Origin of the sequence: Paenibacillus sp. PAMC21692, assembly GCF_014303795.1 — a bacterium.
GTDB classification, from domain to species: domain Bacteria; phylum Bacillota; class Bacilli; order Paenibacillales; family Paenibacillaceae; genus Pristimantibacillus; species Pristimantibacillus agaridevorans.
In genome coordinates this window covers 6,246,939-6,258,918 of sequence record NZ_CP060293.1, presented here as the reverse complement: position 1 = coordinate 6,258,918, position 11,980 = coordinate 6,246,939, and the positions used below count along the sequence as shown (strand labels likewise).

Sequence of the window (11,980 nt, the reverse complement as noted above, 5' to 3'; positions counted from 1 at the left end):
CGTTTCTGCCAACGCAATAACATTTTTATCTGCGAAGCGAAGATTCCCTCACCACCAGGCGGTGGGGGATGATGAAGCGGGATTTGGCCTTTTCCTCTCCCGCGAGCAGCAGCAACAGCTGATGTGCAGCCGTATAGCCGAGCTGATAGGTGCCGATATCAATGCTGGTCAAGGATGGGGTGGAGAGCTCGGATAAAGCGATATTGTTGAAGGCAGCCAGGCTGATATCACGCGGAACATGGTAACCCAGCTCGCCCAGTCCGCGCAGCACGCCGAAGCATACCCCATCGTCGATCACGACAAGCGCCGTAGGCCGGTCCTCCAGCTCCATCAGCATGGAGATCGCGCGGAATCCGCTCTGTTGAAGCAGCTCGCCGTCGATGATCCACTCGTCCTGCACAGGAATGCGGGCCTCATCCATCGCCTTGCGGTAACCTTCCAGCCTGTCCCGGTTGACGATCATATTGGCTGGTCCGGCGACGAATCCGATGCGCTGGTTGCCCTGGGCGATCAGATGCTGTGTCAGTTCATAGGCGGCACGGACATTATCCGTATCCACGGAGAGCGTGCTTGCGGAATAGTCATTGCGTCCAATAAGAACATAGGGGAATTGCTCCTCTTCCAGCAGCCTGATCAGGGGATCCTCCAGTCGCGAGCTGAGCAGCACGACGCCATCCACCCGGCCCCCTCGAACCATCCGGTTAAGGCTCTCCCGTTCTTCCTGCGCCAGGGAACCGGTGGCCATCAGAATATCGAAGCCGGAGCGGGAGGCGCGCGTAGAGATGCCGCGGATCAGCTCGGGGAAGAAGAAATTGCTGAATACATCATCCGGTGTACGCGGTAGAATGATGCCAAGCGTGCAGGTTGTGCGCTTGGCCAGCCCCTGGGCGGCATGGTGGGGATGATAGCCGAGCTCGTCGAGTACCTGCCTGACCCGTTGAATGGTATCTTTTCCGATCCTTCCATTGCCCGCAATGACGCGCGAAACAGTCGAAGGGGATACCTGCGCTTTATTGGCAACATCTTTGATTGTAACCCTCATGAGAGCCTCCCGTCTCTTTGTGCAAGCGCTTGCTCACTTGATGATTCCTAATCATAGCTTAGGAGAAGAAAAACAGCAACGGAAAGATGAAAATGGCCGATAGAACAAGTATAGAAGAGGTATAAAAAGAATTTAGAAGGTTTCTACCATTTTATGAGCGAATTTAAGGGAATAAGCGAATTGCAAACGCTTTTACGATTGCTGTATGATGAATGCGAGCCAACGATTTACCAACCGATTCACCATAATTTAAAGGCAATGTTACCTGGAAGGGTACAACCTCGGCACCTTGTGCAGCGGGTTTGTACTCTTTTTTTGCATGCATGCCCTTATATGGACAGGTGGTACAGCGTTTGCGCAAATAATCGAATGACAACGGTGGGCAAGCAGGATGAAGCAATTAACCATGCTATTTATTCTGACGGAAGAAGGGGCGATTACAATGAACGGAGCGAAGAGAGCAAGGAAAACATCATGGGGCATGCTTCTGATGGGCCTGGCATTGGCGGTGATGATGGCGGCATGCAGCAACAACGGAGGCGGCAATGGGGCTGGAACGACTCCGCCGGGCAATACCGGCGTAAATAGCGGGACGCCGGAGGAAACAGGCGGCAACGAAGAAGAGGAGATTGCGCCGGAGGAGGGCGCGAAGCTGGTCGTATGGGAAGCCAAGGAACAGCTGGCGTACATGCAGCAAGTCGGTGCCGCCTTCGAAGAGCAATTCGGTGTTCCGGTTACGGTAGAAGAGGTTGCCGGCGGCGATCAGGGCGGACGTCTGGCGACAGACGGGCCATCCAAGCTGGCAGCCGATGTACTGACGCTCCCTCATGACCAGATCGGTCTGGCGGTTACGGCGGGGCTGCTGCTGCCCAATGATCTGTTCGAAGAAGAGACGCGTGCCAACATGGTGGAGGCCGCCGTTACCGCATCCACCTACGATGGTATCTTGTACGGTTATCCCAAGTCGGTGGAAACTTACGGCATGTTCTATAATAAGGATCTGCTGCCCGAGGCTCCGCAGTCCTGGGATGATGTGATAGCCTTCGCGAAAACCCATAATGATCCGAAGCAGAACAAGTACGCGATTATGTGGGAGTTCGTAGGTTACTACTCTTATCCGTTCATCGGCAGCTTCGGCGGCTATATTTTCGGGGATGACAACATGAACCCGAACGATATCGGGCTGAACAGCGAAGGAGCAGTCAAGGGCTTCACTTACCTGCAGAGCCTGCGCGACATTTTGCCGATGAATGCCGGCGACGTAACGTATGACGTAAAGACCCAGCTGTTCCAGGAAGGCAAGCTGGCCCTGAATATTGATGGTCCGTGGTCCGTGGCGGCCTTCAAGGACAAGGTGAACTTCGGCGTGGCCCCGCTGCCTCAAACTCCTGACGGTCAGCCATCCCTGTCATTCTCGGGCGTGAAATCCTATTACGTCAATTCGTATTCGAATTATCCAATCGCGGCCCGGCTGTTCGCGAACTTTGCCAGCAGCAAGGAAAACCAGCTCAAAAATTTCGAGATGACAGGCGCCATTCCGGCGAATATCGAAGCGGGCGAAGACCCGGCGATCAAAAATGACCCCATTACAAGCGGCTTCTTCCAGCAGTTCCAGAATTCCGTTCCCATGCCGTCGATCTCCCAAATCAACTCGGTGTGGGATCCGCTGAAGGCGGCGTTTATCTCCCTATGGGACGATGCCGGGCTGGATGCAAAGCAGACTCTGGATCAGATGGTAACGACGATTAAGGCGGATATCGCCTCGAAATAAATGACAGGTGGGTTGTGGCATGCAGAAAAAAACAATCGCAGTCCTTCTATCCATCCTGTTTATGGGTGCGGGGCAGCTGTATAACCGCCAATATTTAAAAGGGCTGCTGTTTCTGTTCATCCATGCAGCGGGCATATACAGCATGCTTCAATACCTGCAAGACTATCTGCGCGGCCTCATCACGCTCGGCGTTCAGCCGAGCGCGATGGTCAAGGTAGGCAAGCTGACCAAAATGGTGGAGGGGGATCACTCCATCTTCATGATGATCGACGGATTGGTCGCCTTGCTTGCGCTGATCTTGTATCTTTTCCTGTATGGACTGAATATCAGGGATGCCTGGCTGGTCGGGCGGTCGCGCGACCAAGGCGAGCGGCCTCATCACTTCATAGAATCCCTTAGAGAGATTAATCGCAAGCACTTTGCCTATATGGTGCTTGCCTTGCCGGCTGTTGCCATCTTGTTCCTGACGATCCTGCCGATTATTTTTTCCATTCTGCTTGCCTTTACCAACTATGCGGATCCTATTCTCCCGCCTGCCAATCTTGTTGATTGGGTGGGCTTTGACAATTTCGTGAAAATGGTGAATCTCAAGGTATGGAGCTCGACCTTCGGCGGCGTGCTGACCTGGACATTGACATGGGCCGTAATCGCTACGTTCACGACCTATGTCGGCGGCGTGCTGGTCGCCGTCCTTATTCAACAGCCGGGCATCCGCTTCAAGAAGCTGTGGCGTACCGTACTTATTGTGCCGTTCGCGATTCCGAGCATGATCTCGCTGCTGGTCATGCGCAATATGTTCAACAACCAGTTCGGTCCCATTAACGGTTATCTGCGGGCGATCGGTTTGGAGGGGATCCCGTGGCTGACGGACCCGTTTTGGGCCAAGGTTACGGTGATACTGGCCAATATGTGGCTGGGCATTCCGGTCACTATGATCCTGGCGATTGGCGTGCTGACTACGATTCCCAAGGATATGTACGAAGCAGCCGAGGTGGATGGCGCGGGTTCCGTGCAGAAATTCCGTTTGATTACATTGCCGATGGTGCTGTTTGCAACGGCGCCGATCGTAATTATGCAGTTCGCGGGCAATATCAACAGCTTCAACGTCATTTACCTGCTGACTAGCGGCGATCCGGTCAATTCCAATTATCAGTATGCCGGCCATACCGATCTGCTCGTCACTTGGCTTTATAAGCTGGCGCTCAACCAGTCGCAATACAGCTTCGCCTCGGTAATCGGCATTGTTATTTTCCTGCTGGTGGCTTCCTTCTCCATCTGGAGCTATAGGCGGACGCGATCCTACAAAGAGGAGGACATGATCGCATGAACAGAGGAACGGCCGCTGTCGCCAAATTATCGTTAAGCTATGTGATTCTGATTATTCTTAGCTGCATCAGCCTGTTCCCGGCGCTCTGGATTGTCATGTCCTCGCTCAAGGTCGGCAACAGCTTGTTCAGCGACACCTTCATACCTAAAAGTTTCACCTTCGAACATTATATAAATCTATTCCAAAATACCAGTTATCCGCTGTGGTTTCTGAATACCCTTAAAGTAGCGGCGCTATCGACGGTGCTCGGCACATTTCTGCTGTTGCTATCCTCTTACGCGATCTCGCGTTATCGGTTCGCGGGCAGGAAGACAACGCTCACCACGCTGCTCGTTCTGCAGATGTTCCCGGGATTTATGGCGATGATTGCCATCTATGTGTTGCTTAATACCGTGGGCTTGTTGAACTCCCATTGGGCTTTGGTGCTTGTCTACAGCAGCGGGGCGATCATCACGAACGTGTTCGTGGCCAAGGGTTTCTTCGACACGATTCCCAGAAGCCTGGAGGATGCGGCGCGGATAGACGGCGCCAGCCATATGCGATTGTTTTTCTCCATTATGATTCCGCTGTCCAGGCCGATGTTGACGTATGCGAGTCTCATGATCTTTAACGGCAGCTTCGTGGATTTCATATTCGCGGATCTCGTGCTCCGCACGGAGGAGCAGCGGACGCTGGCCGTCGGTCTCTATCGGATGGTAAGCCAACGCAATTCGACGGAATTCACATTGTTTGCAGCCGGAGCCGTGCTGGTGGCCATTCCGGTTACCATGTTGTTCATGTTTTTGCAGCGATTCCTGGTGGAAGGGCTGACGGCTGGGGCGTCCAAGGGATAGAAAAACGTCAAAAACAGATGGGGCTGTCCAATAAGCCTCAAAAATAAAAAGTTGGGCGGAAATGTCCGTCCAACTTTCGTATGATTAGGTCAACCAGAATGTTCTGGTTGGCCTTTTTGTGTACCTGCTTTTTCAGGAAAATGGCGAGGTGGATGCCTGCCACTTAACATTCAACCGAAACGGGGCGTCCAGCATTCCGTTTCACTGATTTATGGGACGGCCATTTGTCCAGTGGCCGGCCTGATTGGTGAATTGTGTATGAACTTTCATACACGAATGGCCCGGTGCAGGCCTGTTTGGTGGATTGCCAGCAGGGAAATCGCTTCATTGAACTGGAACGAATGTTCATGCGCGCTGTCCATGGCCGTAAACCAGGTGCTCCCCAGCATAAAGTCGGAGAACATGACGTCCCCCCTCGCGATCCGGAGGGCGATGACTTTGCCGGACATGGCGGCGGAGGGATGCGTTACCCGCAATTCCGGCAATATTTGCAGGATAATGGCTTGGCGTGGCAAGAAGAGAACAAGGTGAGCGGCCACTTCGAGTGGCATTATGCAGCAGAGCTGACGTCCCCCGTGGAGTCGACAGTGGAATATTATCTGGCCGAGCGGAGCATACATTATATGGATGAATTCCGGAAGCGGGACAAGCCGTTCTTCTTCTCGCTGAACTTCTGGGGACCGCATGAGCCGTATATTGCGCCGACCCGGTTCCTGGAGCTTTATCGCGATACCGAGCTGGAGCCGTGGCCGAATTTCTACGATGATCGCGCGGACAAACCGTCCATTCATAACATCAAGAAGAGCAACACCAAGGAATGGACCGATTTTGTGCCGTACATCAAACATTATTACGCGTCCATGAGCAGCATTGACGAACAGATCGGACGGTTGATCGCTTATTTGAAGCAGCATGATCTCTATGACAATACGATCATTATATTCAGCGCCGACCATGGCGAATCGCTGGGCATTCACGGCGGGTTATGCGAAAAGTCGTATTTCATGTATGAGAAGACTTGCCGATTCCGTTGATCGTCAAGCCGGCTGCCGGCCTGACGGTGTCGCGCAAGGAAGCCAGCTTTGTCGGCACATGCGATATTCTCGCCACCATTCTTGATCTGGCGGGAGCGGGGGAGCCGCCGGAAGGCAGCGATGGACGTTCATTCGCGCCGATGCTCGCGGGAGCAGCGGTCGCGGATTGTCCGGAATGCATCGTGACGGAAGGGGCGGGGCTGGAAGCGGCGATGTTCACGCAACGGATGATTCGCAAGGGGACCAGCAAATATGTGTTCAACTGCGGCGATCTCGACGAGCTGTACGACCTGCAAGCGGATCCGCATGAGATGACGAATCTGATCCGAAGCGGGGCGCATGCGGACATGCTTGCCGACATGCGGCAGACGCTCGCAGACTGGATGGAGCGGCATGAAGACGGTCTGGTGCGGCAATACAAACGAATGCGGATGGAATAACAGGAATAACGGAATAACAGGAGACAAGGTTTCAGCTTTCGGGCTGAGGCCTTTTTGTTCGAACCGAATTACATTGGGGTCGGTTAAGGAATACCCGGCGACAGCAGCTCCCTCAGTAGGCCGTCAAAATCGTCGACCGGTACGGCCAAACCGGCTTCGATCATCTCATCTTGATGCGAGATATTCGCGGTGGCGTAAACAACGGCGATGGCTTTGCCATCCCCGTTGATAACCGGAGAACCGCTATTGCCGTTGAACACCGGCGCATCGAGAGCCATGACCGGACTTTGGCTGCCTTGAATCGGGAGCATATCTATGATTGATCCTTCATTGGCGATCTGCGTGAAATAAAGCGGATTGCCTATCACGTAGATATGATCGCCAGATTCCTAGCGCCGTTCTCCTCGCTCTAGTTCAATAAAAGGAAGCGGCAGATTCCCCGTATCAATCTTCAGTATGGCAATATCCAGATCAGGATCGCTGCCTGCCAGCTCCGCCTTCCAATCTGGTCCCTCCCTTACGTTCGATATCATGTCTAATTATTATATCATACGAGCCGCATCGATTGGCTGATGTGCCTCTACCCAACAGAAAGGTTTGCCCTGGCGCAATCCTTTTTCGTTTAAAAAGCAGGTGATTCGTCAAGGATAGTAACGACTTCCTTATTGTGGGGTATTCAAAGATAAAAAGTTCATGATCGGAGGGTAGGAGATGTCTATACGAAACGCAGCGGAGAAACAAAAGCAACTCCCCGTATTCGATCAGTCCCTGAAAAAAATAGAAAGTTTGAAATTAAGCGGAGATCTAGAGGAAACGATCAGGATAATAGAAAACCTTCTGAGCATGAATGTGGATTTTACATTGCGTCGCTTTCATGTATTCGGACAATACCCGGCTGCCATGTTTTATTATTCTAGCATGACAAATTCAACCATGATTAACTCGGAGATTCTAAAACCGCTTATGTATCCGCCTACCGGTCTAGGGGATGAATGCATCGAGGGAGACAGGTTAAAGAGTATATTGTTCAACGATTCTCTGTACCACAGCGGAGGGCGGTTGGAAAATAGCCTTTCATGCCTTGTCGAGGGCATTCTGCTCGGGGAAACAATCGTAGTGGTTGACACATTGGATGAAGGCTTCATGCTTCGCACGCGGAGCCTGGACAAAAGGGGCATTGAACAGCCGGCGACGGAGCAAGTCATTCGTGGACCGCGCGAAGGGTTCATTGAGATGTTGGAAACGAATATCTCCCTGCTTCGCTATCGGCTGCCCAGCGCAGATTTTCACATTAAAACGATGGAGATCGGCCGCAGAAGCAAATCGAAGGTAGCGATTTGCTATTTGGAGGGGGTTACGAATCAGGACCTGCTGGAAGAAGTCGACAAACGCCTTTCTAACATTGATATAGACGCAGTGTTGGATTCGGGCTATCTTGAGCAGTTTATCGAGGATAATCATTTATCCCCGTTCCCTCAAGTTCAATATACGGAAAGGCCAGATAAAGTAGTGGCCAACGTGTTGGAGGGAAGGGTGGCCATTATTGTCGATGGATCTCCACTGGCCCTGGTCGTGCCAACGGTGTTCAGCCAATTCTATCAAACGGTCGAGGATTACACGGAGCGATTCGTGCTTATGAGCGCGATCCGGATGGCGAGACTGGTAGCCTTGGTATTTTCGTTGATATTCCCTTCCCTGTACGTGGCGATCATCTCCTTCAACCCGGAGCTGATTCCTACCGAGTTTGCTGTAGCGGTGGCCGGCGGACGGGCGGGCGTTCCGTTCCCCGCGATTATCGAGGTGCTGGTCATTGAAGTCTCGATGGAGGTGCTTCGCGAAGCGACGATTCGTTTGCCGCAGCAAGTCGGCGGGGCGCTCTCCATCGTCGGCGTCCTTGTTGTCGGGCAGGCAGCGGTAGCAGCTGGGTTCGCAAGTCCGATCACTGTTGTTATCATTGCGTTAACGACAATCGGATCCTTTGCCACACCGGCCTATAATGCTGCGTTGGCTTTACGTCTCCTACGATTTCCGCTCATCATAATGGCCGGTATCTTCGGCCTCTATGGCGTTATGATCGGATTGATTCTAATCCTGAATCATCTGCTTTCCCTGAAATCGTTCGGTGTCCCCTATATGAGCCCGTTTGTTCCCGGCAACTTTCAAGGGCTGAAGGATTCACTCATACGCAGCCCACTATGGTGGATGAGCGAGAGGCCGGCTTTCTTGCAGCCGCATGACAAAAACCGATTGGGAACGGAAGCCGGCAGTGAAATGCTGAAGAACCTCCACGAACAGACTGAAAACGTACTGGAACCGAATAAAGTAAAAAAATCGAAAGGAGCGTCAGACGATGGAGAATCCCCGCCAGATCACAATGATCCAGGCAGCGGCAATACTGTTTAGCACGATTATTGGAGTTGGGGTTCTGGCGCTGCCTCTCTTCGCCGTTCGCGCGGCGAATTCTGGAGCTCCGCTGATCACTCTGCTTGGCATGCTTCTAGGCTTCGTAGGACTTTGGATTATTACCTTGCTTGGCATGCGGTTTCCGAATCGATCGATCGTGCAATATAGCGAAGATATACTTGGCAAATGGCCAGCTTTGCTCGGCAATATCCTTATTATCGTTTTTTTCGCCGTATTGACCTCTCTTACAGCTCGGGAATTTGGCGAAGTGGTCGTGACTTCGGTATTGAAGACGACGCCGGTCGAAGTGACGGTTATTGTCATGCTGCTGCTTGCCGCCATCACGACACGCAATGGAATTACAACATTTGCTTACATCCATGTTTTTTATACACCGATATTGTTGGTTCCTGCCTTGTTAATCGTCGCGCTTTCATTTAAAAATTCGGATTTAATCAATTTGCAACCCATATGGGGCAATGCAACAGGCAACATGATGCCCGGCATATTAACGATCGCCGCCCTGTTCCAAGGATCGTTCATCTTATCCGCTGTCATTCCGGCGATGCGTCAGCCCGAGAAAGCGATGAAAGCCAGCATAGTCGGGATGCTTTTTGCCGGAGGGCTGTATATTACAATCGTTGCGGCTACGGTTAGCGTCTTTGGCTCAGAAGAAATTGAGAAGCTGCTATGGCCGACATTGGAGCTCGCCAAAGCGACTTCTTTGCCTGCGAATATTCTGGAACGTCTGGATGCGGCATTCCTTGCGGTTTGGGTCACGGCCGTATTCACGACCTTGTTCTCCAGTTATTTTCTGACGATTCACTCCATAAGCAAGCTGTTTCGCTTGAGTGATCATCGTATGTTATCTTTTTTTCTCCTTGCGTTCGTATTCATCTTGGCTATGCTGCCCCAGAACATCTTGCAAATGTACACGATTATTCAAAACTTCGGCCGTATTGGGTTAATCATTACGATCGCTTATCCCGGTATGCTGCTGGCCATTGCCCTTATGCGCAAGAAAAGAGGAGAATCTGTTCCTGTTTCCAAAAAGTAGGATGCCCGATACATAGGGAGGTTATTCGTAATTGGAGGAGGATTGCGAGGTATGGCGATGGACGGATATTTCACCAGTTATGTTAATTATGCAATCCCCTTATGGCTCGTGAGCGGACTGCTCATCTTATCACTGGACATCAAATACTTTGAACTGGCGAAGAAGAACAAAGAAAAGAAAGTTTCTCGTTTCTTGGGATGGTTTAACATCGTGTTAGCATGTCTCCTATTCGTAGGAAATTGGATTCTTAAATCGTGGGGGTGATCGTGAATCTGAGAAACATCTCAAATAAAGCGAGGTATCGTCAACGTGTCATGCCAATGGACAAAATCGGTCAAGTTGTCATGCATCATTCTTCTCATCGTTCCATTCTTGACTGGCTGCTGGGATCGTCTTGAAATCGAGGAACGCGCTGTTATATTGGGGATTTCTATAGATTTGGCAAAACCCGGGGCTGAGAAAGAGGAGGAAGAGGTCTCTCACCTTCGCGGCAGCTTTCCTACTCCGGAAGGAGCGATGATCCGCCTTGCCGCTCAGATCGCGCTTCCAGGCAGGATACCGCTGGGGCCCGGGGAAGGAGGCGGCAGTAGTGGAGGTCCGGGGCAAACGGTCTGGGTTGTCGATGTCGTAGGTCATTCCGTCGATGATGCATTATTGAATTTGCAACAGCAAATTTCCAGCAAACTGTTTTACGGGCATTTGCGTGTTATCGTCATCTCCGAGGCATTAGCCAGGAACGGTTTGCAGAATGTGAACGACATCCTCCGACGCAATTCTGAAGTGCGGAGAACGCTGTGGATTATGATATCCAAAGGAAATGCGAGAAAAATCATGACCGCTTCTCCGAAACTGGAACGCGTTCCGAGTCTTTACTTACTGTCTACGTTGGACAATGCCGTTAAACTAGGCAAATTTCCGATTGATTACGTCGGCCTGTTCTGGAGCAATTCCTCTAAGAAAGGACAGGAAGGATTTCTTCCATATGTTGGGATCATGAAAGAACAGAATATTAATCTGTTGGGATTGGCTTATTTTAAAGACGATAAATTGGTAGGGACAACGAAACCGTTTGAGATAGCAGGATATATGGGAATTAAAGGGCTGAATCCCGCCGGTTATCGGGGAGTCGTGAAAACAGAGGAAGGGGCTGTCATGATAGTCGCTACTCATCGCAAATCGAAATTCGAAGTACGAATCGAGAATGGGCGTCCGCATTTTAAAGTATATGTCCAAACCGAGATTAATCTGGAGGAAAAAATAACCGGTCAGCTTGTCGTGAATGAGAAGACCATAAAAGATATCCAAAATGAAAACAAAAAATCGCTCAAGAAATCATATGAAAGTTTGATCAAACAAACGCAGCAAAAAGGATCAGACATATTTGGCTTCGGCGAGTATTTGCGGGCCAAAAAACCGAAGTACTGGGATAAGGAGATTGGGTCTGCGGATCGTTGGCAAGAGGCTTACATGAATGTTGAAATTGAAGTGAGCGTAAAGACAAGAGTGCGACGAGTTGGCATGAAATCGAAATAAGGCATAAACCTAGAGCGCCGAGTTGTACAGGCTGGAGCGGCTGTATTTGGGTTTTGCCAATCAGCTTGCCCGTAAGCTGCTCCAATTCCGGCGATATGAGCCGGAATCCTTGAAGGGGCTGTCCCTCAGTCGCAATGACTATGGGACAACCCTTGTTTGGCGCGCCTACTTTGCAGGCTGCGCTCCTGGGGCCGCGGTTGGCGCCGCGCCGAGAGCCGGCGGAGCAACCCGTTTGTTATATTTCCAGAAGTGGAGACCCAACGCAATGCCCATACAAACGACGGCGTATAGAACCAGCTTGTCATCGCCAGCATGATCAGACGCGGGGCGTGGGAAATGTCTCGAAACACAAACAACGCCCTTCCGACTTCCTATTGGGAAGCGAAAGGGCTGAAAAGTTTGCTTACTCGTTATTTAGAGCTTTGTTAACCTTTTGGAACCGCCGTATGCGGACCCGCATGTACGGTGGTGTGAGAGGACGAAGGCTAGGCGCCTCCTCCTACTCGATCTTAGTGGTTTCTTCTTATATGAGAAGGTTCC

Annotated in this window: 14 protein-coding genes and 1 pseudogene; 11 read left to right on the top strand and 4 right to left on the bottom strand. The window is 51.4% G+C overall.

Annotated elements, in window-relative coordinates:
- Positions 1 to 25: 25 nt before the first annotated feature.
- Positions 26 to 1,042 carry a LacI family DNA-binding transcriptional regulator gene (locus H7F31_RS25525; RefSeq protein WP_187101092.1) on the bottom strand — a complete coding sequence of 339 codons (1,017 nt, stop codon included), beginning with the start codon at positions 1,040 to 1,042 and terminating at the stop codon, positions 26 to 28.
- 391 nt (positions 1,043 to 1,433) lie between these two features.
- Between H7F31_RS25525 and H7F31_RS25520 the strand changes: the two genes are divergently transcribed.
- The 3 genes from H7F31_RS25520 to H7F31_RS25510 are packed head-to-tail and all read left to right on the top strand — an operon-like array spanning position 1,434 to position 4,973.
- Positions 1,434 to 2,813 (top strand): sugar ABC transporter substrate-binding protein, encoded by a 1,380-nt coding sequence (locus tag H7F31_RS25520; protein ID WP_315970521.1) that lies wholly within the window; start codon positions 1,434 to 1,436, stop codon positions 2,811 to 2,813.
- A 19-nt stretch (positions 2,814 to 2,832) separates the two neighbouring features.
- Entirely contained in the window at positions 2,833 to 4,140 is a 1,308-nt protein-coding gene (locus tag H7F31_RS25515; RefSeq protein ID WP_187101091.1) for a carbohydrate ABC transporter permease, read from the top strand.
- Positions 4,137 to 4,973, top strand: coding sequence for a sugar ABC transporter permease (locus H7F31_RS25510; protein ID WP_187101090.1), 837 nt, complete (start codon positions 4,137 to 4,139; stop codon positions 4,971 to 4,973). The genes H7F31_RS25515 and H7F31_RS25510 overlap by 4 nt, the downstream gene beginning before the upstream one ends.
- Before the next feature lie 266 nt (positions 4,974 to 5,239).
- Here the strand turns inward: H7F31_RS25510 and H7F31_RS25505 are convergent, their stop codons facing one another.
- A complete protein-coding gene (locus tag H7F31_RS25505; RefSeq protein WP_397373066.1) occupies positions 5,240 to 5,377 on the bottom strand; it encodes a VOC family protein in 138 nt (45 codons plus the stop codon).
- A 57-nt stretch (positions 5,378 to 5,434) separates the two neighbouring features.
- Here H7F31_RS25505 and H7F31_RS25500 point away from each other — a divergent pair, with 57 nt between their 5' ends.
- Together H7F31_RS25500 and H7F31_RS25495 are read left to right on the top strand one after the other, a co-directional pair.
- The gene (locus tag H7F31_RS25500; protein ID WP_187101089.1) at positions 5,435 to 6,007 is read left to right on the top strand and encodes a sulfatase-like hydrolase/transferase; all 573 of its coding nucleotides are present in this window, start codon (positions 5,435 to 5,437) and stop codon (positions 6,005 to 6,007) included.
- Positions 5,992 to 6,447, top strand: coding sequence for a sulfatase/phosphatase domain-containing protein (locus H7F31_RS25495; RefSeq protein ID WP_187101088.1), 456 nt, complete (start codon positions 5,992 to 5,994; stop codon positions 6,445 to 6,447). Before H7F31_RS25500 ends, H7F31_RS25495 begins: the two co-directional genes overlap by 16 nt.
- A gap of 83 nt (positions 6,448 to 6,530) precedes the next feature.
- Here H7F31_RS25495 and H7F31_RS34330 read toward each other — a convergent pair whose 3' ends face one another.
- The gene (locus H7F31_RS34330; RefSeq protein WP_261800555.1) at positions 6,531 to 6,821 is read right to left on the bottom strand and encodes a S1 family serine peptidase; all 291 of its coding nucleotides are present in this window, start codon (positions 6,819 to 6,821) and stop codon (positions 6,531 to 6,533) included.
- A gap of 15 nt (positions 6,822 to 6,836) precedes the next feature.
- Positions 6,837 to 6,980 carry a serine protease gene (locus H7F31_RS34325; protein WP_261800129.1) on the bottom strand — a complete coding sequence of 48 codons (144 nt, stop codon included), beginning with the start codon at positions 6,978 to 6,980 and terminating at the stop codon, positions 6,837 to 6,839.
- A gap of 178 nt (positions 6,981 to 7,158) precedes the next feature.
- On the opposite strand from H7F31_RS34325, the gene H7F31_RS25485 reads away from it, so the two are divergent.
- The 6 genes and pseudogenes from H7F31_RS25485 to H7F31_RS34500 all read left to right on the top strand — a co-directional run.
- A complete protein-coding gene (locus tag H7F31_RS25485; protein WP_187101087.1) occupies positions 7,159 to 8,850 on the top strand; it encodes a spore germination protein in 1,692 nt (563 codons plus the stop codon).
- A complete protein-coding gene (locus H7F31_RS25480) occupies positions 8,798 to 9,907 on the top strand; it encodes a GerAB/ArcD/ProY family transporter (RefSeq protein WP_187101086.1) in 1,110 nt (369 codons plus the stop codon). The genes H7F31_RS25485 and H7F31_RS25480 overlap by 53 nt, the downstream gene beginning before the upstream one ends.
- A gap of 51 nt (positions 9,908 to 9,958) precedes the next feature.
- Positions 9,959 to 10,171, top strand: coding sequence for a CLC_0170 family protein (locus H7F31_RS34625; protein WP_397373063.1), 213 nt, complete (start codon positions 9,959 to 9,961; stop codon positions 10,169 to 10,171).
- 45 nt (positions 10,172 to 10,216) lie between these two features.
- On the top strand, positions 10,217 to 11,440 hold the full coding sequence (locus H7F31_RS25475) for a Ger(x)C family spore germination protein (RefSeq protein WP_187101085.1): 1,224 nt from the start codon (positions 10,217 to 10,219) through the stop codon (positions 11,438 to 11,440).
- 46 nt (positions 11,441 to 11,486) lie between these two features.
- On the top strand, positions 11,487 to 11,756 hold the full coding sequence (locus H7F31_RS25470; protein WP_187101084.1) for a hypothetical protein: 270 nt from the start codon (positions 11,487 to 11,489) through the stop codon (positions 11,754 to 11,756).
- A 2-nt stretch (positions 11,757 to 11,758) separates the two neighbouring features.
- A pseudogene (locus H7F31_RS34500) lies at positions 11,759 to 11,869 on the top strand (transcription elongation factor GreAB); the annotation flags it as partial.
- Positions 11,870 to 11,980: the final 111 nt, after the last annotated feature.

Bases quoted from the DNA above. Each gene is read 5' to 3' on its own strand.
- H7F31_RS25525 (WP_187101092.1), bottom strand. From the start codon at position 1,042: ATGAGGGTTACAATCAAAGATGTTGCCAATAAAGCGCAGGTATCCCCT.
- H7F31_RS25520 (WP_315970521.1), top strand. From the start codon at position 1,434: ATGAAGCAATTAACCATGCTATTTATTCTGACGGAAGAAGGGGCGATT.
- H7F31_RS25515 (WP_187101091.1), top strand. From the start codon at position 2,833: ATGCAGAAAAAAACAATCGCAGTCCTTCTATCCATCCTGTTTATGGGT.
- H7F31_RS25510 (WP_187101090.1), top strand. From the start codon at position 4,137: ATGAACAGAGGAACGGCCGCTGTCGCCAAATTATCGTTAAGCTATGTG.
- H7F31_RS25505 (WP_397373066.1), bottom strand. From the start codon at position 5,377: ATGTTCTCCGACTTTATGCTGGGGAGCACCTGGTTTACGGCCATGGAC.
- H7F31_RS25500 (WP_187101089.1), top strand. From the start codon at position 5,435: ATGCGTTACCCGCAATTCCGGCAATATTTGCAGGATAATGGCTTGGCG.
- H7F31_RS34325 (WP_261800129.1), bottom strand. From the start codon at position 6,980: ATGATATCGAACGTAAGGGAGGGACCAGATTGGAAGGCGGAGCTGGCA.
- H7F31_RS25485 (WP_187101087.1), top strand. From the start codon at position 7,159: ATGTCTATACGAAACGCAGCGGAGAAACAAAAGCAACTCCCCGTATTC.
- H7F31_RS25480 (WP_187101086.1), top strand. From the start codon at position 8,798: ATGGAGAATCCCCGCCAGATCACAATGATCCAGGCAGCGGCAATACTG.
- H7F31_RS34625 (WP_397373063.1), top strand. From the start codon at position 9,959: ATGGCGATGGACGGATATTTCACCAGTTATGTTAATTATGCAATCCCC.